Below are 22,617 nucleotides of genomic sequence, written 5' to 3'. Positions count from 1 at the left end.
AAAATCAGATTATCCCTGAGGCCATTCTACGGTAAACTTAATTTCAAGATCTATAGAATCATCCTTAAGTGTAATGACTTTGGGCCGTGTTGTAGCATAGGTTTTAAGATCTACAATCCGATAATCCGGAAAATCAGGAATTAAAGATTGCGCGATATTTCCACCATCGTCATCAGCAAGACCTATTCTAATTTCTTTATTTAAATCGATGTACAAATCTTCATCAGTTAAATCAAAAAACAGATTAGATTGATTTTGACGGGATTCTGAAATGTACCACCGGTACATTGTGTAGTCAGTACCTCCAAAGCGGTCGTTAAGTTTTGATTTTAGAAGACCAATCCCTACATCTGCAAGTCTGTTTACATCTGTATCTGCAAACTCTGGGTCCCAGGTTTGATCTTTTTTATAAAACGAAATCACTTCCGCAGAAAGAATACGTACTGCATTGCCACGGGTTACGGTTATGGTTTCACTAAACGGCACCACCTGACCGTAAATGTCTGTGACTTTAAACTCTAATTTACGGGTTCCTAAAGTGGCATAACTGAAATATAATTTTACCTGAGTACCCTGTCCGTCTGGTTCACTAGATTCTCTTGCCGTATACGAAGCTCCTCCATCATCTGTAACTTCAACTTCTTTGATAGAATTAGAGGTTTTAATTTCAGCTTCGAGTATATAATCTATAAATGGAGTAGCGGTGTTAGTAGTTATTTGCACACGGAGTGCAGGATTTTGCGTTTCAGGATTTTCATCATCAGAGCTTGCAGTGTCGCAAGATGTGATCGCCAAAGGAAGTAAAGCAAGAAAATACAATGCTTTTAGGTTCATAATAAGAGGTCTTAAATTTTAGACGAAAAGTACTATTTAAATGCATTCTCTTTTCAGTAGGCATAAAATTTTAAGTTTTATTTGTCACCCATTAAAGCTTCTCCCTTAACCAGCCAGCTAAAGCCAAAGCATTCTACCGCAAGAGCTTCCATCCAGAAGGTAAGTTTATAATTATCGTAAAATTCCTCATTAATTAAATTTAATGTGCCTAACAAAATAACCACTATAGCTGCCAGCATTAGAATTCCGCAGATGCGATAAACCCGATTACGGCGTACTTTTTCAATACAGCGTTTTCCTTTTGGCGTATCAGATTTTACAAATAGAAATAGCGACATAAAGGCCAGGGCAAGTAAAAAAACAGCAGCAGAAAAATAATGAAACAGGGAGCTCCATCCTTCGGTCTGTTCTTCAAAATATGTTACTGCATAGGGTAAAGTGACATCACAACAGGTTGTTGCCAAGTTTGTAGTAGGAAAAAATGCAACACAGAGTGCAAAAAAACCTGCTATATTAGAAACCCAAAAGTCTATACGTTCTTCACCGCTATAAACGATTAAGAAAATTCCTATAAGACTTACTATTACGGTAAAAAGGGTAGAGGCTCTTGTAAAATAATAATGACTAATAGATTCTAAAGGACCGTGAAGTTCAAAAAAGGTTAAGGATATTGCTAGTAATAAAATGGGGAGAAGCATTCCTGCCGTGCCTACAATTTTACGCAGGGTTTTGCCTTGATGCAGCCAGACTCCATTATCAGTATTGTAATTTAAATGGAGTGATTTGTATATTTTATTCGGTTTTCTGGAGTTCATGACGGTATAAATATTAGCTTAACACCTCTAAATTAAGATTTTAATCATTTTAGTTACGCGTATACTTCAATCTGTTTTTGTATCCGTATCGTTTCTTGTAACGCGGCATTATTTTTATATTTAAAACTTACGATTCATTTATGCGAAATCCTTTTAAAAATATAGGACCCGGAGCCTTAATTGCTGCTGCCTTTATAGGTCCCGGCACGGTAACCGTTTGTACACTTGCCGGAGTGCAATTTGGGTTTACGTTATTGTGGGCAATGACGCTTTCTATTGTAGCGACCGTAATTTTACAGGAAACCGCAGCGCGTATAGGTCTAGTTTCTCAAATGGGACTTTCTCAGGTATTACGTACACAATTACCGCACGGTATACTGCGTAAATTTATTTTAGGCCTCGTATTAGCAGCAATTGTATTAGGTAATGCAGCCTACGAAGGCGGTAATATAAGCGGCGGAGTTCTGGGGCTACAGGCTTTAGGAAAAAGCGGAGTATTTGTTTTAAAAGGAATTTCGGTAAACGGGTATAGTTTTTTAATAGGGGGTATTGCATTTATTTTATTGTATATAGGCAATTATAAAGTGCTTGAAAAGGTATTTCTGATATTAGTAATTTTAATGAGCTTATCGTTTGTGATTACTGCAGTTTTAACTAAACCAGACGTTTTTGAATTACTAAAAAATAGTTTTGTTCCTTCATTTCCTGATGGAAGCATTTTAATGATCGTCGCTTTAGTAGGCACAACCGTTGTACCGTATAACTTATTTCTACACGCCTCGCTGGTAAATCAAAAATGGAAAAACAAGGCAGACCTACCTGCAGCCAGAAGAGATACAATAGTAGCTGTAATTTTGGGAGGCTTGGTATCTATGTGCGTGATAATAGCAGCCAGTTCCTTAAGCGGTGAAAATGTAAACAGCGCCACAAGTCTTGCTCAAAGTCTAGAACCTCTTTACGGAAGTGCTGCCCGTTACTGTATTGGGTTAGGACTCTTTGCTGCAGGAATCACTTCTGCGATCACTGCACCACTTGCAGCAGCATATGTTGCACAAGGGTGTTTAAACCTGGAAGAAGGGCTTAAATCGCGTTATTTTAGAATAACGTGGATGATTATTTTGATTCTTGGAGTCACTCTGGCCGCATTTGGTATTAAACCCATACAAATCATACAATTTGCACAAATCGCAAATGGTATCTTATTACCCGTAATTGCGGGTATTCTAATCTGGCTGGCAAATCGAACTGAATTATTAGGATCTTACCGAAATTCAAAATTTAAAAATGCTGCAAGTCTTGTTATACTCTTAATTACTGTCATTTTAGGAACGCGTGCAATTTTAAGTGTATTAGGAATTTTATGAAATTAGAAACTCATTTTATAGATATTAATTGCGATCTGGGTGAGGGCATAGGTAATGAGGCTGCGTTGATGCCTTATATAAGTTCGTGCAATCTTGCCTGTGGTGTACATGCCGGAGATGTAGAAACCATAAATCGCGTAGTTGCACTTGCAAAAAAGCATAATGTTGGAGTAGGGGCGCATCCTTCCTTTCCTGATCGGGCTAATTTTGGAAGAATAATTATGCCATTATCTTTTAAAGAATTAGGCATTTCACTACGGAAACAAATAGAAAAGGTTGCCATAGCTTGCAAAGAACAGGACGTAGCATTGCATCATATCAAAACCCACGGCGCACTTTATAATTTATGTGCAAAAGATAAACGTTATGCTGAATTGGTAATAGATTTAATCGAAGAATTGTACCCTTCAATTCCGGTTTATGCTCCTTTTAATTCTATGATGAGTCGCGTTGCAGAAGGAAGAATTAAAGTGATTTATGAAGCTTTTGCAGATCGTAATTATGAGCCCGACGGAAGTTTAGTTTCGAGGTCAAAAAATGATGCTATTATTACAGCAAAAATCGATGTTGTAGAACACGTTTTAAATATGGTTTTAAACCATAAAATAAGAACGTTTTCTGGCGAATTTATAAGCGCAAAGATTGATACTATTTGCGTGCACGGTGATACACCAAAAGCCGTAGAAATCGTAAAGCTTTTAAACAAAGAACTAAATACGAATGCTATTAAAATACAAACCGTAATTTGAATTTAAAACCTAAAATAAACAGATTTGGAGAGTGTAGTATTCTGCTGCAATGGGATTTTAAGATAGCTCCTGAAAACTTGTTTTGGCTCCTGGGTGTAAAAGATTATTTGGTTGAAAACATAATTAAATCAACGGTTTATGTAAATAATACATATAATTCATTATTAGTAAGTTATAATAATTCAATAGAATATATCTATGATGATTTAAAAGCACTTCAGACTATTGATTTTAGCAGCGTTGAGTCTAAAGTTTATAAAGGAAATTTATTCAAAATACCGGTATGTTATGATCTCGAATTTGGCCTTGATCTGGAGGCTTTGTCAGCTCTAAAATCGTTAACAGTAAACGAAGTAATTCAGTTGCATACAGCACCTATTTATACACTCTATTTTATGGGATTTTTACCCGGTTTTTTATACCTGGGTGGAATGGATAACCGACTCGCTACCTCGCGAAAATATGAACCTCGAAAAGCGGTAATGAAAGGAGCTGTTGGTATAGCTGAAAATCAAACCGGGATATACCCGAATAGCAGCCCTGCAGGATGGCAAATTATAGGCAATTCACCCATTAATTTATTCGAAGTAGAAGCTGAAAAGCCAAGCATTTTTGAAGCTGGTGATCGCATTCAGTTTTATGCCATTTCAAAACCGGAATACCATCACATAAAAGATGCAATACGAAGTGGAAACTTTCAGTTAAAATGTGAGATCGATGAATGAAGTACGCGTAATCAAACCTGGATTTTATACAAGTATTCAAGATTTAGGTAGGCGAGGCTTTTCACATTATGGCGTTCCCGTAAGTGGAGTTATGGATAGTCTTTCTGCAGCTCGGGCAAATTTATTGCTCAATAATTCTAAAAATGCGGCAGTTTTAGAAATTACGATGACCGGTCCCGAACTTCACTTTAAAGAGGCAACACAGATTTGTATTTGTGGAGCAGAGTTTGAGGTTTATCTTGACAATAAGCCTATTTCTAATGCTAAAGCATATTATGTGTCAAAGAATGCAATATTAAGTTTTAAGGCTCTTAAAAAAGGCTTTAGAGCGTATTTAGCAGTATGGGGAGGCTTCAAGTCTAAGAAGGTATTAGGAAGTTGTAGCTTTTATGCTGGGATTACAAATACCTCACGTTTGCAAAAAGATGATTTATTGCTATTATCTGCAGCAACTTCAAAAGATAGTGCTGGTGCTCGTGTTGTAGTTGATAGCGAGCAGCTTTTTTCTAAGGAGATACCGGTTTATAAGGGACCGGAATTTGATTTACTTCCTCAAGCTCTACAAGGGCGCTTATTTACAATTGATTATACCCTAACTCCAGCGGGAAACAGAATGGCAATTCCATTTAAAGAGCGCCTACCAAATACCTTAAAAGGCATACTTACGGGTCCTGTTCTGCCTGGAACAATTCAACTAACTCCTGGAGGAAGCCTTATAGCTTTAATGCGAGATTGTCAGGTTACAGGAGGTTATCCCAGAGTCCTACAAATTCAGGAAATAGGTTTATGTAGACTTTCACAGAAAACTCCGGGAATGGGTGTGCGCTTTACGTTAACTTCAGCGTAGCATAAAAATATTTATTATTTTAAATTATACTTGTATAATATTTAAGATATTTCTATCACAAGCTAATTTTGCTATAAAGACCTCATTTTAAGGGGGAATTTCCCCCTATTTGCTTTCTTTTTATTTATGTGAGCTTTTAAAGACATACTTTAGAAGTAGGTATTAAAATTATAAATAATGAGAAAGCAGCTATTTAAAATAGGTTTACCAATTACATTTTTATTAGCAATGTATTCAAGTTGCACAGATAATTCAATGAGTATGGTAAAACCGCCTAGCGGGGTAATCTCAATTGAAGAGGCAAAACTGCTTGATAAAACCTATACCGAAACGCGACAGCGTGTACTTGAAAATGCTTTAGGGATGGAAGAAAGCAGATCGAGCTGGTGGTCTATAGAAGATATAGAAGCCTATATCGCTTATGCAAAATCTCAGGCTAATGAGAAAGGTATGACAGTACAGGGTTTGCGTATATATCAGGGTGCATACCCTAGTAATTATGGTGATAGAAAACGAGCAGGTTTAGGCACGCTATTTATAGTTCCCACAGGAACGAGTTCGGCAAAAGAAGGAACAATTTTAATAAATCTGGCACCTATACAAGGTGGAGATGATTTAGAAATCGCTCCTCTCAATATGGGCCACGCAAGAACTCCACCGGCATCAAATTACTAAACTAGAATTTGTATGGATGAGTTGGGCTCTTATTCGCAATACCTAGAACTTATAGCTGTAGCTATAGGTATTGTGAAGTACAAAGAATTTAAAAATTTTCAGTTTAAGTATATCCTGTATTTTTTAATTTATGTGGTTTTAAATGAATTTGTAGCAGGCATATCTTATGAATTCTTTAAAATACCTAATATTCTTTTGTATAATATTTATGTGCTCATACACTTCGCATTTTTCTTAGGTTGGTACCATTATTTATTGATTTCTAAACTCAGGAGGCAAATTGTAAAAGTATTTTTTATCGTTTATGTATTTTTTTGGATTGTTGATGTATCTGTTCTCGAGGGATTGGTTTTAATAAATGCGACTTATTCTTTTGCCTTAGGAACCTTTTTATTAATCATTACCGTGGCATTTTATTTTATAGAATTGCTAAATCGTGAAGTAGTACTGCATATAACCTTATCGCCTTATTTCTGGGTATCATTCGGTATTCTGGTGTACTGCATTACCTATTTACCATTTTACATCGCACTATTTTTTTTGTCTAAAGAAAATCCTATAATACTTAGTGTTATGTTATTTCTAATTAATTGTATACAGTATTGTTGTTTTTCTATTGCTTTTATACGTGCAGACCGAAATGCTATAGAGCACCCAATATCTAAAGAAGGCCATTAAAATATATTGAGACCACCTAAGTATAGGTTTATTGAATTTTTACTTCAAATGTCTCATTTGAAGTTGTTTACTTATTTTTACTGGCTTTTTTATTTCTAAATTTATTTCATTTTACGATTGAGTCACTTAATGTAAATCAAATGCAAGTTTTTGAGCAAGAGCAATTTCGCGAGTCCTTTGAAGTACTTATAATTGTGTGCTCTGCCGTGTTACTTACCCTGTTTATTCTTGTAATTATCCTATTTACATTATTTCAAAAACGAAAAATTAAACTCATTACAGAACGTAATAATGCCGAATTACAATATCTTGAAGAAGTTGCTCGTACCCAGCTTGAAATTCAAGAAATGACACTTAAAAATGTTAGTTGGGAACTTCACGATAATATAGGACAATTACTATCTGTAGCGAACCTTGAGCTTAATGTATTACTTAAAAAACAGGAGCCAGAAGAGACGGCAATCGTTTCAGAAATACAAAGTTTGGTCGCAAAATCATTACAAGAGATTCGGGAACTTTCACGTAGTCTCAATAAAGAAGTAATTAACCAATTGGGTATTATTAAGAGCACCGAAAACGAACTTACGCGCCTTGAAAAATTAGGTATTCTTAAAACCAGCCTCGAAGTTAGTGGTGAATGCTGGGATTTACCGCAAGACGATAATTTAATTCTTTTTAGAATTATACAGGAGTTTACAACTAATGTAATTAAACACGCTAAGGCAGACAGTCTAAAATTTATATTTAAATATTTACCGAGTGAGTTACACGTGCAGGCATCAGATAACGGGGTAGGTTTTGATTTGGCAGAAGGGCACACCAGTTCGGGATTAATAAATATGAAAAGCAGAGCAGCTTTACTAAACGCACATTTTGATTTATTTTCAGAAAAAGGAAGTGGTACGATTCTCAATATCAGGTACCTAAAAAAATAATATTCATTTTATTTGCTTAATTTTAAAATTGAAAATTTAACCTATCATATTCCTTAAATTATGAATAACTGTGTAGTGGGAGTTGTAGATGACCATATACTTTTTGCCCAATCGCTTCAGGGGTTGATAAATAGTTTTGAAGGTTTTAGCGTTTCTTTTATGGCGCGTAATGGTAATGACCTCATTAATAAACTAGATACGGCAAAACAAGATCCTGATATCATATTACTTGATATTAATATGCCGGTTATGAATGGATTTGAAACTATAAATTGGCTTAATGAACATAAACCAAATATCAAAACCATCGCTTTATCTATGGATGATGATGAGGAAACCATCATTAAAATGTTAAAGGCTGGGAGTAAAGGTTATTTGCTAAAAGACATACACCCAGATACTTTAAATCATGCATTAACTGAAGTGGCGAAAAAGGGGCATTATTATACAGATAATGTGACTACAGCGCTGTTAAAAGGATATTCTAACAAGCAAAATGATGAAGATCACGTTAATTTTTCTGAGCGTGAATTGGAGTTTATGGTATTGGCTTGCTCAGATAAAACCTATAAAGAAATCGCGAGTGATATGTGTTTAAGTCCCAAAACCATAGATAATTACCGAGATACTTTATTTAAAAAATTAGAAGTGCGCAGTAGAATAGGGCTTGTCTTATATGCTCTAAAAAACAAAATTGTCAATAATTAAAGCCAGTTATTTAATTTCTTGATCCATTTTGTTTTGCCCAAATACGGCGCATACCGAAACGGTATATCTAACCAGGTACCACGGGTTACTATAGATTTTTTATGCGAAAAGGTTTCAAAAGATTTATACCCATGATAGGCTCCTATACCGCTTTTACCCACGCCTCCAAAGGGTAATCTGTCGTTTGTAAATTGTATGACTACATCATTTAAAGCACCACCTCCAAAAGAGTATGATGTTAAAATATGATTTATTAATTGATTGTTTTTTGAAAATATGTAGAGTGCCAGCGGCTTTTCAAATTTTTCAATCCAATCATTAAGCTCTGAAATATTAGAATACCCTATTACAGGCAACACAGGTCCAAAAATCTCATCTTGCATCGCATTAGGCAGGTCCTGAAGATCTTGATTACTTATTATTTTACTAAAATCTAATACGGTAGGCGCAATAAACAAATCTGTTTTATCTACATACCCACCATGTACAATACAGTCTTTATCTATCAATTTTTCGAGACGCTCAAAATTAGATTCATTTATTATACGTGGAAAATCTGGAGATTCCTGTGCGTTTTGTCCGTAGGCACGTATGATTTCATCTTTAAGATAGGTTAGAAATTCAGCTTTTACCGTTTCATTTACGAGTAGATAATCTGGAGCTATACACGTTTGACCCGCATTTACAAATTTTCCCCAAACGATGCGCTTTGCAGCCAATTTTAAGGGAGTAGTATTATCTACAATACACGGATTTTTACCGCCCAATTCTAAAGTTACAGGAGTGAGGTATTTTGCAGCAGCTTCATACACAATTTGACCCACTTTAGGACTTCCGGTAAAAAAGATATAGTCCCATCTTAGATTCAAAAGTTTTTGAGATTGCTCAACACCACCTTGTACTACAGCCACATATTTGGACTCAAAAACTTCAGAAATTAGTTGAGCTATCAGTTTTGATGTGTTCGGAGTAAGTTCGCTAGGCTTTAAGGTTACCGTATTCCCAGCCGCTACAGCCGCTATTAATGGTGCCATTATAAGTTGAAATGGATAATTCCACGGAGCGATTATGAGTGTATTGCCATAAGGGTCAAAAATAATTTTAGAACGAGATGGAAAGTTTACAATACTTGAGCGAACACGTTTTGGCTTTGTCCAGGTATTGAGCTTATCTAGTGCGCGTTTAACTTCACGCAACACTAAAATATATTCGGTTATCTGACTTTCAAATAAAGGCTTCTTAAAGTCTGCATAGAGCGCATCGCAAATTTCTACTTCATATTTTAATAAAACCTCCTTAAGCAATTGCAGTTTCTCTCGCCGGGTAGCTACAGAAAGAGTAGCCTTAGTCTTATAAAAAAGTTGCTGTGCTTTATGAATTTCTTCAATTTGCTCAACTGAGGTAGGGAACTCGGTTTTAGATATCAAGAATTACGATTTAATAGGGTTATTTAACTGAAAATACGAAATTCTTTATGAATTGGTTTTATTTCATTAAAAGAGAATAATGAATATAAAACAATGCTATTTACTTTAAAGTTTTTAAAATACTTGTCGTTACCAATAATTGGCCTAAATGCCTTTGGCTGTGTTCTGCAGCATGAAAAAGAAGACCTAAAACAGTTGATGGAAGTTCTTTGTGGCCTACACTTCGCTTTTGAAGTAAATCAACCTCTTTTAATGTACTAAAGTATAAGAATGCCTCATCTAACTTATTTGAGTATGCAGCTTTAAGTTGGGCTGTGGTAACGTCGTAATTTTGAACTCCTTCCTGTTTTAAATAGTCAAATTGTACTTGAGATAACTTTTGTGCTTTTGAATAGGTTATCATACGGTCTAAAACACCGGTAATGTGTTGCAAATGAAATCCTACACTTGCTCTACCCGCCGGATTATTCCAGAGGTGTATATCTTCAAAATCTGTTAACCAATAGTCGAGATCTTCCTCAGTTTGTTTTAAAGCATGTGCTGCCGGTTGTAAATAAGGTGGAATATTTTTTAAAGGCCCTCGCAGCCAAACTTCAGGTTGCTGTAGTTTTTTCATTATACACTTATTTAGCAGCCGCATTCCCCATAAATAGAAGAGGTAAACACCGCACCATCTGGTGCTAATACTGTAAGTACTCCTTCTTTATGGTACAATTCCTGATCTAACTGAATCTCCTGTTCAATGTCAATTTTAATTTGATAATTTTTAGGATCTTTATTTTTAGGGTCTACGGCTATTAGATTTCCATTTACATTAATCATCCCGGGTTCTTCACCATATTTATCAATATAGATAAATTTTTGTGCAGAAAAATCTTCTTCGCTCATTGCATAATAGCAACTACAGCCTATAATTTGAGAAGGAAAACCTTCAATTTTTGAGAGTTCTAATTTTTTGTCTGCTGTGCAACTCAGAACGCCTAGCAATATGCAAAATAATATAAGGAAGCGCATAAATTTAACGGTTTTTCAGAATCTAAATTACAAAGAAATCTGTTCTAAAAACTGAGACCAAAAACAAAAGCTCCTTTTTGATTAGGACCACTAAAAGAGCGCACATAATCAACACGCAGAAACTTTAATTTTCCGAAGCCAAGGTTATCAACACCTATATTAAATTCAGTATAAGGTTTGTTTTCTTGTGTTAATAAGGAATGTACACCGGTAACTAGATTGAGATTTAAGGCTCTTATACCGGGAATTTTTCCTAGAATAAAGCCTTTAAAATTGTGTTCTATATGCGCTTCAAAGAAACTTTCTTTAGTGCTATAATCGTAGTAGGGTAGATTATTAAAACCAGTAAGACGCAGATTTCTAAAATTAACATAGGTTTGATTACCATTAAAATGCTGATAGTCTACAAAACTGATGTTGTCTCCATTCAAAAAAGTACCTCCTGTAAAGCCATACCCAAAGTTTCCTTTATTACCCAGAGTAAGTTCCTGACGCAGTTCTGCTTTAAGTTCTGTAAAATTGTAGTTAGCATCACTAGCTGCAAAGCTTTGCTCAGCAGTAACATAAAGCGTTGGATATTTAGAATCATCAACTTTAAACTTTCCGTCAGGATAGCTCATATATTTCTGATCAAAATTAATCATCGCCTGTACATTTACTTTTCCCAGATTGTGAGGTTGTATTGCTGCAGTATTATAATCCTGAGGGTTTAAAGGATTGTTTGAAGTATAAGCAAAATCTCTGTTGAATAACGTTTGATCTGTGGTATTAAATAGCGGCATTCGTTTCTCATAACCCGCCTGTGCAGTTAACTGAAACCCATTAAATAGTTCTTGAGAGAACGTCGCTCGCGCAAAATTTAATTCATAGTATTTAGCAAAGTTTTTTTTCCATACGAGAGTTGCCAGGCTGTTTATTACACCAGAAATAGGTTCTTCAGAATTAAATTGCTGCGTTTGAGAGCCTCCTTCTAGGATGACTGTTGTATTTTTTATACGGTCAAATCGTTTTGCAATTCTTCCTGTAAAACGCAAACGCTCATCGTCAATCCCATAATTTGCTTTTAAGCTTAGTGTTGTTGCTTGTATATAATCTTCGGTCCATTTAGAATAACTTATTCCTCCTGTTGCATTAAAGCCTTGAACTGTATTATAGGAGATCGTAGGTAAAATTGCATCATAGCTTAAGCGCCACTTATCATAAGTATTTTGATAACTGTATCCCATAAGTACGTCTGTAAATTTAAATGCATTACGTGCACTATCTACTGAATCTTTATAAGGTCTAGAGTCCCGAATTTCTTGTAAACTGTCTTTTTTAATATAATCTGTACGTTCTTCAATAGTAAGCGGAATCGGGCGTATTTGCTGCCAAAACAAACTGTCTTTTTTATTGGCTTCGGGTTTAAAACTCAATACTTCATTTGAAAAACTCTTACGATCAAATTGAGGTTTAAAATCATAATTGCTATAGACTGCAGAAAATCTTCCATTACCACCAAAACCAAATAGCTTAAAGCTAAAGTCGATACTTTGAGAAATTTTAACCCAAAGTTTTTGTGCAGCATTGTATTTAAAACTGTGTTTAAATACTAATGAATCTACAAACGGTACTTGTATCGCAGCACCACTTGTATTTAAATCTGCGCCATAAAGCTGCCAGTCGTCTTCAACAATATATAATATACCATTAAAAACACGATCATTTTTACGTTTAGGTGTTACCTGTATTTTATTGATGAGTTTATCACCTTCTTTAAACGTACCCACTAATTTGTAAGTGTAGTAATTGAAGGCATTATCTGCAATAGGCGATACAACTTGCGCCTGTATCTCTAAGGTATTATTATAGAATGAAAAATCTGCTTCCTGCGCACTGTTAAAGCTAAATCCATTACTGTTACCACTAACCTTACTGGCTGTAATAATTTCGTTAAAATCATTAGGTTCCTGATATGCAATTTTAGAAATCGTCTCACTTAAATATACAATACCGGTTCGTGTAGAATCAAGACCTCCACCTAAATCTCCCAATTCCTGCCCAAAAAACTTTTCAGGAGCGTTTTCTACACGCCATAAGCCACGGGAATAAAAATCTGCGGTATATGCTTTTTGTTTAGATAAAGTTTGTGGTTTTTCCTTAAGAACTTCTCGTATAATTCGGTCTGCGGGATTTATTTTAGAATCTAAAACCACCTCGTCTAGTGATGTCGTTTCTTCTTCTAAAACAGCATTTAATTTAAATGGAAACTCGGTAATTGTAACTTCTACATTCTTTGTAGTATAACCTAAAAACTGAAAAGTTATCGTATAGGTACCGGTCTGATTAAAATTAAGACTATACAGGCCGTCACCATTTGTAGTCGTGCCGGTTGTTGCATTTTTTAAATAGATATTTACATAGGGTAATGGCTCATTTTGCGCATTAGTAACCGAGCCTGTAATCTGACTCTGTACCTGGATGCAAACCAATACGATAACAGCGAAGAGTATTTTTTTTAGCATGTGGTATAATTTAATTTAAAAGACTTAAATTATTTTCTACCTGTTGCACTAATTATTAAATGCCTTCTTAATTTGTCCTAAACGTTTTTTAGAATCCCGGTCTTTAATAACTTCTCGTTTGTCGTATAATTTTTTACCTTTTGCCAGCGCGATCTGCATTTTTGCCAGTCCTCTCTCATTAATAAACAATCTAAGAGGTACGATGGTTAGACCGCTATTTTTGACTTCTTTTAAAAGCTTATTGAGTTCTCTTCGATTAAGTAATAGCTTGCGACTACTCTTAGGCTGATGGTTAAAATAGGTAGCGTGTGAATATTCTTGAATGGTCATATTTATCACAAAAAGCTCATTACCTTCAAACTCACAAAAACTTTCTGCAATAGATGCTTTTCCTTCGCGTATAGATTTAATTTCGGTACCCGCCAGTTTAATACCGGCTATATATTTATCAAGAATCTCATATTCAAAACGAGCCTTCTTATTTTTAATATTAATTGTATTTTCTTGTTTCATAAGATTGCAAAAGTACTAATTTATCAAATGGACTGCTATTGCCTGCAATTACTTTAATTTTGCAGTTCCTAAATGCTAGATAATGAAAAAAATATTGCCACTTACATTCCTTCTAATTTGTTTAACAGCATGTAAGAAAGAAATTAAAAATCTCGACTCTAAAGCCATTATAGCTCAAACCATAGCACGTGCTGGCGGTTCAACTATAGATACATCAACAATCACATTTACCTTCAGAGATAAATTTTATAAAGCATCACGTAATTACGGAAATTTCAGTCTGGAGCGTTGTTCTGACGAGGCTTGTAAAGATACTTTAGATCAATTAACAAATTCAGATTTTAAACGATTTGTAAAGGGTAAAACCATCAATTTGGAAGATTCTTTGATAAGTAATCTTGCAGGGGGTGTAAACTCGGTACATTATTTTTCGGTGTTGCCGTATGGTTTAAATGCGGAAGCAGTAAAATCTAAAAAGATTGGAGAAGCTACTATTAAAGGAAAAACCTATTATAAGATTGAAGTGCGATTTGCTGAAGAAGGTGGGGGTGAAGATTTTGAAGACAATTATATGTACTGGATCGATACTGAAGATTTTACAGTAGATTATTTAGCATACAATTACCATGTTAATGAAGGCGGTACGCGTTTTAGAGAAGCCTATAATATTAGAGAGGTAAATGGTGTTCGCTTTGTTGATTATAACAATTATGAGCCTTTAGAGCAGTTTCCACCTTTGCAAAGTCTTGATAGTCTTTTTGAAAATGGCAAACTTAGGTTGTTATCTAAAATTGAATTAGAAAATATTGAAGTTACTGCTTGCTCCAGCTGTTAAAATCTTTTAATTCGGCTTCAGCAACACCATCTTTTACCCGTACAATGTAAAGATTTCCAAAAGTAGAATCATCTATCTCATTGTATTTTTGCTCCCCTAGAACAGCATTAACAAAGGCAGGTATGGTATTACTATGTCCCACTACCAATACATTTTTGCCCACATGAGTATCTTTAAAATTAACATAGAAATCTTCAGAAGGTTCGTAAATTTTAATTTCTAGTTTATTCTGTTTTGCAGTGGGCAGCGCTGTACTGCGCGTTCGCTTAAAATTTGTACTGTAAACGGCGTCAAAATCAACATCTTTTAATTGTTTTGCCCAGAATTTAGCACGTGCCTTACCGTTGGCGTTTAGTGGCGGGTTATTTCCTATATTTGGAGCCCGTACTTTATCTGCGTGTCTCACAAAATAGTAAGTAGCATCAGTAACACGTGCTGTATCTGCACTTGCCAGAGTTTTAGTTTTATTATTACACGCACTAAAAATGATTAATATAAACAGGGAAAATAAGAGTTTCTGCATTGTTTTAAATTTTAAGTAAAATTAACGCTTGCCTTTTAAAGATTAGCGTTTTGTTGGGGTAAATAGTTTATTCTTAGCAGTAATTTTAAATATTACTAATAATTAAAAATCCAAAATTATGAATAATGATCAGATAGAAGGAAAGTGGAAACAAGTTAAAGGTAAATTTAAAGAGGAGTATGGTGATCTTACAGATGACGATACCACTCACGCAGAAGGTAAATTTGACCAAATGCTTGGAAAACTTCAAGAAAAAACCGGAAAAACCAAAGAAGAGATTAAAGACTGGATCGATAAGCAATAGTTTATATCTAAAATTTATTTAAAACCGTCGATTTTATTGACGGTTTTTTTATGCGCTAAACTGTAATTTTACAAATCTATGCGCATCATAAAATCAAAATCAATTCCAGATAAAACAAATCTCCTAAAGCATTTGTTAGATTGGGCAAAGCCAGATTCTACGAGTTGTTTGCTAACCTCAAATGGGCATACAGATCCTTATGGAAAGTTTGATATTTTGTTAGGTGTTGGTGCCAAAACATCAATTCATATAAAATCAAACCATGCATTTTCTGAACTTTCTAAGTACAGAGCTCAAGTACAGGACTGGTTACTAGGTTTTATGACCTATGATTTAAAAAATGAAGTTGAAAATCTTCAGTCTGCAAACCTTGATGGGTTAGATTTTCCTGATTTGTATTTCTTTCAGCCTTTAAAACTGATACGCATTATAGGTAATACTATAGAATTTTTATACCTCCCTGAAGTAGCAGCAGATATTGAGAAGGATTTTGAGTTGATATTTAATTCTTCCGAAGAAAAAGAAAAAGTAGTTGAAAACTATACTACACCTAAGGTTAAAGTTCGTTTTAATAAAGACGCGTATTGCGCTCAGGTAGATAAAATGCTCGATCACATTTACCGCGGCGATATTTATGAGGCTAATTTTTGCCAGGAATTTTATGCGGAATCTAAAATTGATCCTTTAAAGAGTTTTCTGCATTTAAATGAGATTTCAAAAGCTCCGTTTGCAGCATTTTTAAAAATAGGTTCTAAATATGCGCTGTGTTCTTCTCCAGAACGGTATTTATGCAAGCGGAAAACAAAATTGATTAGTCAGCCTATAAAAGGCACAGCCCGCAGAAGTAATAATGCTATTGAAGATTTAAAACTTGCCCGGGCACTTGCTCAGGATCCTAAAGAACGCTCAGAAAATATCATGATTACAGACCTCGTGCGTAATGATCTTTCTAAGCTGGCGCTAAAAGGAAGTGTGCGTGTAGAAGAACTATGCAAGGTTTATTCTTTTAAACAGGTGCACCAGATGATTTCTACGATTACAGCTAACATTGACCCCGATACAGACCCTATAACCTGTATTAAAAATACGTATCCCATGGGAAGTATGACCGGGGCGCCAAAGCTTTCAGCAATGCAGATTATTGAAGATTTAGAAAATTCTAAACGCGGTTTGTATAGCGGCTCAATAGGTTATTTTGAACCTAACGGTGATTTTGATTTTAATGTTGTTATACGCAGTTTATTGTATGATGCAGAAAAACCCTATGTGTCTTTTACGGTAGGAAGCGCTATAACTGCTCAGGCAATTCCAGAAAAAGAATACGAAGAATGTTTACTTAAAGCGAAAGCTATGCGAGAAACGCTTGAAGCTTAAATTAAATTGAGTAATTCTATTTTATTACGTAAAATCTTAATACGACCTTCTAATTCTAGCTTTTTAAGCAATCTTGAAATAACAACACGAGAGGTATGCATCTCATAGGCAATTTCCTGATGCGTACTTTGAAGTTCGTTGCTTTGAGTAAGTTTTTGCTTATCTCTCAAATACTTAAGCAAACGCTCATCCATACGCATAAAAGCAATGCTATCTAGCGTATCAAGCATTTCCTGTAGTCTATTTTGATAGCTGTCAAAAATAAAATTTCTCCAGGATTTATAGGTTGAGCTCCATTCTTCCATTTTTTGTATGGGAATCATAATGAGAACGGTATCAAGCTCTGCGATGGCACGTATTTCACTTTTACGTTGGCCCCGATTAAAAGATAAGGTAAGTGCACAGGTATCTCCTTTTTCTAAAAAATAGAGTAGCAGTTCATTACCTTCAGAATCTTCACGTAGTATTTTAATAGCTCCCGAAATAAGTAAGGGCATTGCCGTTATATACTGGCCAATTTCCATAAGTTTATCACCTTCCTTTACTTCTTTTAGAATACCTATTTCTGAAATTTCTTTTAGTAATTCCGCTTCAAAAAGGTGACCGTAGTTTAAGTTTAACAATTCGTTCATATTTCAAAATTAAACTTTAACTCCTTAAACAGGTTAATCATTATTTAGATTATTTTGAATACGAATTCGAGATTTAGATAAATGCTGACCGCTATCTAACTTACTTATGTAAGCAATTAATTTTTCTCGAAGTGTACAGTGTAAATCCCAGGTAGAGGAAGCATCTTTAGCACTACATAATGCGCGTACCTGCATCGTTTTCTCACTCATGTCTACCACCTGTACAACCGGCGGGTGATTTTTGTCCCAATTTTCTTCTTGTTCCAGTAATTCGCTAAACTTTTGGCGTATTAAATTAACATCAGTTTTATAATCTACGTGTAAAGTTATTGGCCGTATTTGATGAGCACTGGTCATAGACCAGTTTTCAAAGGTTTTAGATATAATTTCTTTTAAGGGTACGATTAAACGTCGCTCATCCCAGGTGCGTACTACCATATAGGTAAACCGTATATCTTCAACATATCCCCAGTCATCATCAATAATTACTGTGTCTCCTATACGTGCAGGTCTGGTTAATGCTATTTGAATACCTGCGATAATATTGCCTAAAGTACTTTGGGCGGCAACACCCAGAACCACAGTAGCGAGACCGGCAGAGGCTATTAAAGATATTCCTAACTTTTCTAATGATCTAAACTGAGATAAGATTACTGAAAAACCTACTATGATGACTATAAATGTTATAACCCGTCTTGCTACAGAGATATACGTTAGCATCATGCGAGCCTCATTATTTTCTTCGGGATTGGTGTCTCCTATTTTTGTTTCGGCAACATAGACCATAAATGAATCTATAAATCGCATAATAAACCACGTAATTGTACCTATAACGGCAATTAATAAGATTGCATAAAGTGTACTTGCAAATGTTCCGCCAAAGGAAATAAGTTTATTCAAAGAGATGTAAAAAAACAATACGCCTATTGCCCAACCCGCAGGGGTTGCTAGTCGTTTTGCTATCGTGTTTACCCAGATTTTATCAGATTTTTTAAATATTTTTCTAAAGATGTATAAACTGAGTTTGCCTAGTAAATAGCTAAAAAGAATAAGAATAAAAGTTCCAATAAATTTCCAGATAGGCATATTTAAAAACTGAATACGTGCCCAATCTGGCATCATTCTATCGAGTTCACGGGGCCCGTAAACCTCATATAGACTATCAATATTTTCTACAGTATTTGCTGAAATAAGCCAAAATGCTCCATAATCTTTGTATTTAATACGTTGCATTCTTAAGACAATATCCCTACCTTCAAGATCTATTTCTCCAAAAACCACGCTGCGCATAGGTTTACCTGCAATTGCCTGATTTGTGCTTGTACTCATATCAATTTGACCATCTGGCCGATCTGATAAGCCACTCCAATCAATTTTTATACGTTGATTTAAAACGAAGAATAATTTTTCTGCAAGGGTAGCGGCCTGTTCTTGAGTAATATCATCAGGCAAGAGATTAAAGTTTAAGGCATAGCTCGCATTTTTAAAATCACCACTACGCGCATTATAGACAAAATGCTCTAAGGTAGCTTGTGGAGATTGAAAATTAAACTCATTTGGTGGCAAGCCGGTAGAGGTATTAAGTCTGCTTAATATGTAGTAAGCCTCGTTATATTCCCGAATTGCATTTGGCATAAAATCGCCGTCTTCTGGAACTGAAGAGTTACTTTCGGGTAAAGAATCGCCTGCCTTACTGGTTGTTAAATCCTGGCAATATACCTGAGCTAAGGAGAATAGAATTACTAGGCTAAAAATGGTGGAGAAGTGGTTAAATCGCATAATTTGAAAAATACGCTCAATAGTTAAGTTTCATTATTATAAAAGCGTTAAAACTGTCCTTAGCAGTTTAATTTTAAGAACTTTTTATGAAATTAAAGTGACTCCGAGTTTATTAAACTAACACATTAGATTTATTGAATTATCAATTGTAAATCAAATAATTATATAATTATTAAAAATTAAAGGTTCTCTATTATTTGATGCTGAATTAATGTAGGGTTAATATGAAAAGCAATATTTTTAGATCCCAGTATTAAGCAAATTATGTGTTTAATATCTATCATAAATTTAATTCGGTTTTAAATATTATTTAAGACAATACTATAAATGAAATAGTAATTTGGTTATTTAAAAAGTGAGGTTATACAGCCTTAGAGTTCACGATATAAAAAGGTTTGATTTAATGATCTCAAACCATTGTTAATTAGAGATGAAAAATTTTTTATTTGTTTCCGCAGAAAATGATGCAATTGCTCATTGTAAAGCAGGGGGAATGGCAGATGTGGTTCGAGATGTGCCAAGACAATTAGCAGCAAATGGCGATCACGTTCACGTGATTGTACCCGCTTACAATAGGCTGCATTTAGGGGGAACTTTTATAAGTGATCTAAAAATAAACATACGTGGGGATGAGTCTATTGCTTATTTATATGAAGTACAGCCTAAAAAACATTTTGAAGGTATTACGCATTATGTAATTCACCATCCTGAAATTATTGAAGGTAATATTGCTCATATTTATAATGATGATCCTACTGAACCTTTTTTTACTGATGCTGTAAAGTATTTTATTTTTAATACAGCTGTTGCTCAGGCTATTAAACAGAATTTATTTGATCATGTAGATGTAGTGCATTTACACGATTGGCACACAGCACTTTTGTTGTTTCATAAACAATTTAATCCTGAATACCAGATATTAAGAGAAAGTTGGTTTGTGTATAGTATACACAATCTGAGCTTACAGGGTATCAGACCTTTAAATAATAACTTTGCTTCCGTAAACAATTTTTTCCCCCAATTGGGATATGATTATGAGATGGTCAAAGACGATCGTTATGAAGATTGTATTAATCTAATGGCTTTGGGAATTCGGTTAGCAGATCGCGTGCACACCGTGAGTCCGTCATACAAATTAGATATTCTTAAACCCAGTCATAAACCGGAATTTATAGGAGGCGAAAGCTTAGAAGAAGACCTCAATAAAGCCAATGATGCCGGGCGTCTTTATGGTATTCTTAACGGGGTTAATTACAAAAATATTCGGGTGGCAGAGAAGGGTAATTTATATCCTAATGTATTAAGACAATTGTTTAAATGGATTCAGGAAGAATCTAAAAAATACAAATCAGATATACTCGCCTACACCGGTGAAAAAGTGGTGTGTTTGCTTGAAAATCCACCCAGTTTTGTTGCTTCTAGTGTAGCTCGAATGACCGAGCAGAAATTCTATTTCTTTAAACGAAATCCGCAGGCGCTCAAAGCTATATTAGAGAAACTGGAAGCGCGTAATGGTATTTTTATATTACTGGGTACCGGCGAGCCCGAGTACGAGGCGCTTATGCGCGATATTAGCTATGAGCATCCTAATTTTATTTTTATTAACGGCCAGTCTGAAGATATAATAGACTCTATTTATCTGGAGTCAGATTTATATTTTATGCCCAGTTTATTTGAGCCTTGCGGTATTAGTCAAATGCTTGCAATGCGCAATGGGGTATTGTGCCTGGTACACCATACCGGTGGCCTTATAGATACAGTAAAGGCTGGTGTAAATGGTTTTGCATTTGATGGAAATACCGTTGATGATAAAATTGAAAATATGGTACTTGCTTTTGACACTACCTTAGATACTTTCTTCAACGATAAATCAAAATGGAAAAAAATGAGTAAAAAGGCAAAAGCAGCTCGTTTTTCCTGGGAAAATGCTGTGAAAGAATATTACAAGTATCTCTATACTTACTCTTAACCTTGCAACACTTGTGTTTTAGTACCAAATTTAGATGTCTAAACAGTGTTAATAGTTTATATTAGATTTTAAGAAGAATATTCTATAAACAGCCTAGTAACCAATTTCTAAATTTTGGATAAAAAAATAAAGACTCCTTTTAATAAAGTTATCGCAGCTATAGATGCGCTAAATGCCCAGGACCCAAATTACGTAATTGTAGATGGAGAGCAATTTCCAAAAGAATTATTGTATTCTCAGCGTATGACGAGACAGTTAGAACGTTTTGAAAACGAAGCTTCTCAAGAACTTAAAATCGCTGCACGTGCACAACATATTTGCAGATGGAAAAGCCCTCGTGAAGATTACTCAATGAATCGTGTAGGCTATTTAAAATGGCGTGAAGACTTAAAAAAAATGCACGCCGAACTCACGGGAACAATTTTAAAAGAATTTCATTACACCGAAACTTTCATAGATCGTGTTCAGTTTTTAATTAAGAAAAAGCTTATTAAAAAAGATTTAGAATCTCAAACGCTGGAAGATGTGATTTGCCTTGTGTTTTTAGAGTTTTATTTTGAAGATTTTGCAGCTAAACATGAAGAGGAAAAAGTGATAGATATTGTTCAAAAAACCTGGGCTAAGATGTCTGATAAAGGGCACGATACCGCTTTGACACTTCCTCTTAGCGATACTTCGTTAGAACTTATTAATAAAGCACTGGCATAAAAATGTTTTAGTTACTAGTGTTATTTACTTTATTAAAGAAAATAGTTATTTTAGGGACTTTAAACCGGCTTTCTGAAGCCTTAATTCTCAAGAATGGTAATTTACGGCTGGAAGAATGTCTTCTTAAAATCTATTAAATCAAATAAGGTTATATGTCCTTATTGTTCAGAAAAAGCAACCACACTTTTTAGTGTATCAAGTCAGCACGCACACGTTTTCTGGATTCCATTATTTCCGTATCGAAAACCCATTTACTCCCTTTGCGAAAATTGCAATCACGCATTGAAGTTTAGAAAAATGCCTGAAGAATTTAAGCAGGAAGGAAGATTGCTTAAAACTGAAGTAAAAGCGCCTATTTGGCAATATAGTGGTTTGGGACTTATCGCTATTTTAATTAGTTGGTTAATCTATTCAGGACAAGAAAATAAGCGTCTTAATTTAGATTACATAACTACTCCACAAGCCGGCGATATCTACGAGTTTAAAACACAATCCAATTTTTATTCTACATTAATGCTGACAGAAATAACCAAAGACTCTGTCATTTTTAGACTGAATGATTATGAAACTCAAAAGATAAGCGGAATACGCGACATTGAAAAAACCGAGAATTACTCCCTTGATGAATACAGCCTATCCCGTGAGGAGATTAAGCGCATGTATGACCAGGGAGAAATAATTGATGTTAACAGGGAGTAAGAAACC

At 34.9% G+C, this 22,617-nt stretch carries 24 protein-coding genes; 14 read left to right on the top strand and 10 right to left on the bottom strand.

What is annotated here, in order from left to right; all coding sequences use genetic code 11:
* Window positions 1-9: 9 nt before the first annotated feature.
* Both P164_RS05730 and P164_RS05725 read right to left on the bottom strand, forming a co-directional pair.
* Window positions 10-834, bottom strand: coding sequence for a hypothetical protein (locus P164_RS05730; protein WP_028375490.1), 825 nt, complete (start codon window positions 832-834; stop codon window positions 10-12).
* A gap of 77 nt (window positions 835-911) precedes the next feature.
* On the bottom strand, window positions 912-1,649 hold the full coding sequence (locus P164_RS05725) for a hypothetical protein (protein ID WP_035899367.1): 738 nt from the start codon (window positions 1,647-1,649) through the stop codon (window positions 912-914).
* Between the two features lie 140 nt (window positions 1,650-1,789).
* Here P164_RS05725 and P164_RS05720 point away from each other — a divergent pair, with 140 nt between their 5' ends.
* The 8 genes from P164_RS05720 (at window position 1,790) to P164_RS05685 (ending at window position 8,330) form a co-directional block, all read left to right on the top strand.
* Window positions 1,790-3,013: an Nramp family divalent metal transporter gene (locus tag P164_RS05720; protein ID WP_028375488.1), complete on the top strand. Its 1,224-nt coding sequence runs from the start codon at window positions 1,790-1,792 to the stop codon at window positions 3,011-3,013.
* Window positions 3,010-3,762 carry a 5-oxoprolinase subunit PxpA gene (gene pxpA / locus P164_RS05715; RefSeq protein WP_035899365.1) on the top strand — a complete coding sequence of 251 codons (753 nt, stop codon included), beginning with the start codon at window positions 3,010-3,012 and terminating at the stop codon, window positions 3,760-3,762. The genes P164_RS05720 and pxpA overlap by 4 nt, the downstream gene beginning before the upstream one ends.
* Window positions 3,759-4,487: a 5-oxoprolinase subunit PxpB gene (gene pxpB, locus P164_RS05710; protein ID WP_028375486.1), complete on the top strand. Its 729-nt coding sequence runs from the start codon at window positions 3,759-3,761 to the stop codon at window positions 4,485-4,487. The genes pxpA and pxpB overlap by 4 nt, the downstream gene beginning before the upstream one ends.
* Window positions 4,480-5,334 carry a biotin-dependent carboxyltransferase family protein gene (locus P164_RS05705; RefSeq protein ID WP_028375485.1) on the top strand — a complete coding sequence of 285 codons (855 nt, stop codon included), beginning with the start codon at window positions 4,480-4,482 and terminating at the stop codon, window positions 5,332-5,334. Before pxpB ends, P164_RS05705 begins: the two co-directional genes overlap by 8 nt.
* Before the next feature lie 177 nt (window positions 5,335-5,511).
* Complete coding sequence (locus P164_RS05700; RefSeq protein WP_035899364.1) at window positions 5,512-6,009, top strand: hypothetical protein; 498 nt, start codon at window positions 5,512-5,514, stop codon at window positions 6,007-6,009.
* A gap of 12 nt (window positions 6,010-6,021) precedes the next feature.
* Window positions 6,022-6,687 carry a hypothetical protein gene (locus tag P164_RS05695; protein ID WP_028375483.1) on the top strand — a complete coding sequence of 222 codons (666 nt, stop codon included), beginning with the start codon at window positions 6,022-6,024 and terminating at the stop codon, window positions 6,685-6,687.
* A 140-nt stretch (window positions 6,688-6,827) separates the two neighbouring features.
* The gene (locus tag P164_RS05690; protein ID WP_051621231.1) at window positions 6,828-7,622 is read left to right on the top strand and encodes a sensor histidine kinase; all 795 of its coding nucleotides are present in this window, start codon (window positions 6,828-6,830) and stop codon (window positions 7,620-7,622) included.
* A 60-nt stretch (window positions 7,623-7,682) separates the two neighbouring features.
* A complete protein-coding gene (locus P164_RS05685) occupies window positions 7,683-8,330 on the top strand; it encodes a response regulator transcription factor (protein WP_028375481.1) in 648 nt (215 codons plus the stop codon).
* Here P164_RS05685 and P164_RS05680 read toward each other — a convergent pair.
* From P164_RS05680 to smpB, 5 genes are all read right to left on the bottom strand, one after another.
* Window positions 8,327-9,757: an aldehyde dehydrogenase gene (locus P164_RS05680; protein ID WP_234405822.1), complete on the bottom strand. Its 1,431-nt coding sequence runs from the start codon at window positions 9,755-9,757 to the stop codon at window positions 8,327-8,329. The genes P164_RS05685 and P164_RS05680 overlap by 4 nt on opposite strands.
* A gap of 100 nt (window positions 9,758-9,857) precedes the next feature.
* The gene (locus P164_RS05675; protein ID WP_035899362.1) at window positions 9,858-10,373 is read right to left on the bottom strand and encodes a DinB family protein; all 516 of its coding nucleotides are present in this window, start codon (window positions 10,371-10,373) and stop codon (window positions 9,858-9,860) included.
* A gap of 11 nt (window positions 10,374-10,384) precedes the next feature.
* Window positions 10,385-10,771, bottom strand: coding sequence for a hypothetical protein (locus P164_RS05670; RefSeq protein WP_125411756.1), 387 nt, complete (start codon window positions 10,769-10,771; stop codon window positions 10,385-10,387).
* A gap of 44 nt (window positions 10,772-10,815) precedes the next feature.
* Entirely contained in the window at window positions 10,816-13,275 is a 2,460-nt protein-coding gene (locus P164_RS05665) for a DUF5686 and carboxypeptidase regulatory-like domain-containing protein (protein ID WP_028375477.1), read from the bottom strand.
* A 48-nt stretch (window positions 13,276-13,323) separates the two neighbouring features.
* On the bottom strand, window positions 13,324-13,788 hold the full coding sequence (gene smpB, locus P164_RS05660; protein WP_028375476.1) for an SsrA-binding protein SmpB: 465 nt from the start codon (window positions 13,786-13,788) through the stop codon (window positions 13,324-13,326).
* An 82-nt stretch (window positions 13,789-13,870) separates the two neighbouring features.
* Between smpB and P164_RS05655 the strand changes: the two genes are divergently transcribed.
* Window positions 13,871-14,623: a DUF6503 family protein gene (locus tag P164_RS05655; protein ID WP_028375475.1), complete on the top strand. Its 753-nt coding sequence runs from the start codon at window positions 13,871-13,873 to the stop codon at window positions 14,621-14,623.
* On the opposite strand, the gene P164_RS05650 is transcribed toward P164_RS05655, so the two are convergent.
* Window positions 14,601-15,146 (bottom strand): histidine phosphatase family protein, encoded by a 546-nt coding sequence (locus P164_RS05650; RefSeq protein WP_035899361.1) that lies wholly within the window; start codon window positions 15,144-15,146, stop codon window positions 14,601-14,603. The two genes, P164_RS05655 and P164_RS05650, sit on opposite strands and share 23 nt — an antisense overlap.
* 118 nt (window positions 15,147-15,264) lie before the next feature.
* On the opposite strand from P164_RS05650, the gene P164_RS05645 reads away from it, so the two are divergent.
* Both P164_RS05645 and P164_RS05640 read left to right on the top strand, forming a co-directional pair.
* Window positions 15,265-15,450, top strand: a complete 186-nt coding sequence (locus P164_RS05645) for a CsbD family protein (protein WP_028375474.1) — start codon at window positions 15,265-15,267, stop codon at window positions 15,448-15,450.
* Window positions 15,451-15,528: 78 nt separating this feature from the next.
* Window positions 15,529-16,824 carry an anthranilate synthase component I family protein gene (locus tag P164_RS05640; protein ID WP_028375473.1) on the top strand — a complete coding sequence of 432 codons (1,296 nt, stop codon included), beginning with the start codon at window positions 15,529-15,531 and terminating at the stop codon, window positions 16,822-16,824.
* On the opposite strand, the gene P164_RS05635 is transcribed toward P164_RS05640, so the two are convergent.
* Both P164_RS05635 and P164_RS05630 read right to left on the bottom strand, forming a co-directional pair.
* Complete coding sequence (locus P164_RS05635; protein WP_028375472.1) at window positions 16,821-17,456, bottom strand: Crp/Fnr family transcriptional regulator; 636 nt, start codon at window positions 17,454-17,456, stop codon at window positions 16,821-16,823. The genes P164_RS05640 and P164_RS05635 overlap by 4 nt on opposite strands.
* 33 nt (window positions 17,457-17,489) lie before the next feature.
* Window positions 17,490-19,235: a mechanosensitive ion channel family protein gene (locus tag P164_RS05630; protein WP_028375471.1), complete on the bottom strand. Its 1,746-nt coding sequence runs from the start codon at window positions 19,233-19,235 to the stop codon at window positions 17,490-17,492.
* A gap of 430 nt (window positions 19,236-19,665) precedes the next feature.
* Between P164_RS05630 and P164_RS05625 the strand changes: the two genes are divergently transcribed.
* From P164_RS05625 to P164_RS05615, 3 genes are all read left to right on the top strand, one after another.
* The gene (locus P164_RS05625) at window positions 19,666-21,204 is read left to right on the top strand and encodes a glycogen synthase (protein ID WP_028375470.1); all 1,539 of its coding nucleotides are present in this window, start codon (window positions 19,666-19,668) and stop codon (window positions 21,202-21,204) included.
* Window positions 21,205-21,318: 114 nt separating this feature from the next.
* The gene (locus P164_RS05620; protein WP_234405821.1) at window positions 21,319-21,912 is read left to right on the top strand and encodes a DUF4202 domain-containing protein; all 594 of its coding nucleotides are present in this window, start codon (window positions 21,319-21,321) and stop codon (window positions 21,910-21,912) included.
* 93 nt (window positions 21,913-22,005) lie between these two features.
* Window positions 22,006-22,611 carry a hypothetical protein gene (locus tag P164_RS05615; RefSeq protein ID WP_125411755.1) on the top strand — a complete coding sequence of 202 codons (606 nt, stop codon included), beginning with the start codon at window positions 22,006-22,008 and terminating at the stop codon, window positions 22,609-22,611.
* The last annotated feature ends 6 nt before the right edge of the window (window positions 22,612-22,617 follow it).

This window comes from Leeuwenhoekiella sp. MAR_2009_132, assembly GCF_000687915.1.
In the GTDB taxonomy this organism is placed as follows: Bacteria; Bacteroidota; Bacteroidia; order Flavobacteriales; family Flavobacteriaceae; genus Leeuwenhoekiella.
The sequence above is the reverse complement of the archived record's forward strand: the minus strand, read 5'-3'. Positions and strand labels throughout refer to the sequence as shown.

Bases quoted from the DNA above. Each gene is read 5' to 3' on its own strand.
- P164_RS05730 (WP_028375490.1), bottom strand. From the start codon at position 834: ATGAACCTAAAAGCATTGTATTTTCTTGCTTTACTTCCTTTGGCGATC.
- P164_RS05725 (WP_035899367.1), bottom strand. From the start codon at position 1,649: ATGAACTCCAGAAAACCGAATAAAATATACAAATCACTCCATTTAAAT.
- P164_RS05720 (WP_028375488.1), top strand. From the start codon at position 1,790: ATGCGAAATCCTTTTAAAAATATAGGACCCGGAGCCTTAATTGCTGCT.
- pxpA (WP_035899365.1), top strand. From the start codon at position 3,010: ATGAAATTAGAAACTCATTTTATAGATATTAATTGCGATCTGGGTGAG.
- P164_RS05705 (WP_028375485.1), top strand. From the start codon at position 4,480: ATGAATGAAGTACGCGTAATCAAACCTGGATTTTATACAAGTATTCAA.
- P164_RS05700 (WP_035899364.1), top strand. From the start codon at position 5,512: ATGAGAAAGCAGCTATTTAAAATAGGTTTACCAATTACATTTTTATTA.
- P164_RS05695 (WP_028375483.1), top strand. From the start codon at position 6,022: ATGGATGAGTTGGGCTCTTATTCGCAATACCTAGAACTTATAGCTGTA.
- P164_RS05690 (WP_051621231.1), top strand. From the start codon at position 6,828: ATGCAAGTTTTTGAGCAAGAGCAATTTCGCGAGTCCTTTGAAGTACTT.
- P164_RS05685 (WP_028375481.1), top strand. From the start codon at position 7,683: ATGAATAACTGTGTAGTGGGAGTTGTAGATGACCATATACTTTTTGCC.
- P164_RS05675 (WP_035899362.1), bottom strand. From the start codon at position 10,373: ATGAAAAAACTACAGCAACCTGAAGTTTGGCTGCGAGGGCCTTTAAAA.
- P164_RS05670 (WP_125411756.1), bottom strand. From the start codon at position 10,771: ATGCGCTTCCTTATATTATTTTGCATATTGCTAGGCGTTCTGAGTTGC.
- P164_RS05665 (WP_028375477.1), bottom strand. From the start codon at position 13,275: ATGCTAAAAAAAATACTCTTCGCTGTTATCGTATTGGTTTGCATCCAG.
- smpB (WP_028375476.1), bottom strand. From the start codon at position 13,788: ATGAAACAAGAAAATACAATTAATATTAAAAATAAGAAGGCTCGTTTT.
- P164_RS05655 (WP_028375475.1), top strand. From the start codon at position 13,871: ATGAAAAAAATATTGCCACTTACATTCCTTCTAATTTGTTTAACAGCA.
- P164_RS05650 (WP_035899361.1), bottom strand. From the start codon at position 15,146: ATGCAGAAACTCTTATTTTCCCTGTTTATATTAATCATTTTTAGTGCG.
- P164_RS05645 (WP_028375474.1), top strand. From the start codon at position 15,265: ATGAATAATGATCAGATAGAAGGAAAGTGGAAACAAGTTAAAGGTAAA.
- P164_RS05640 (WP_028375473.1), top strand. From the start codon at position 15,529: ATGCGCATCATAAAATCAAAATCAATTCCAGATAAAACAAATCTCCTA.
- P164_RS05635 (WP_028375472.1), bottom strand. From the start codon at position 17,456: ATGAACGAATTGTTAAACTTAAACTACGGTCACCTTTTTGAAGCGGAA.
- P164_RS05630 (WP_028375471.1), bottom strand. From the start codon at position 19,235: ATGCGATTTAACCACTTCTCCACCATTTTTAGCCTAGTAATTCTATTC.
- P164_RS05625 (WP_028375470.1), top strand. From the start codon at position 19,666: ATGAAAAATTTTTTATTTGTTTCCGCAGAAAATGATGCAATTGCTCAT.
- P164_RS05615 (WP_125411755.1), top strand. From the start codon at position 22,006: ATGGTAATTTACGGCTGGAAGAATGTCTTCTTAAAATCTATTAAATCA.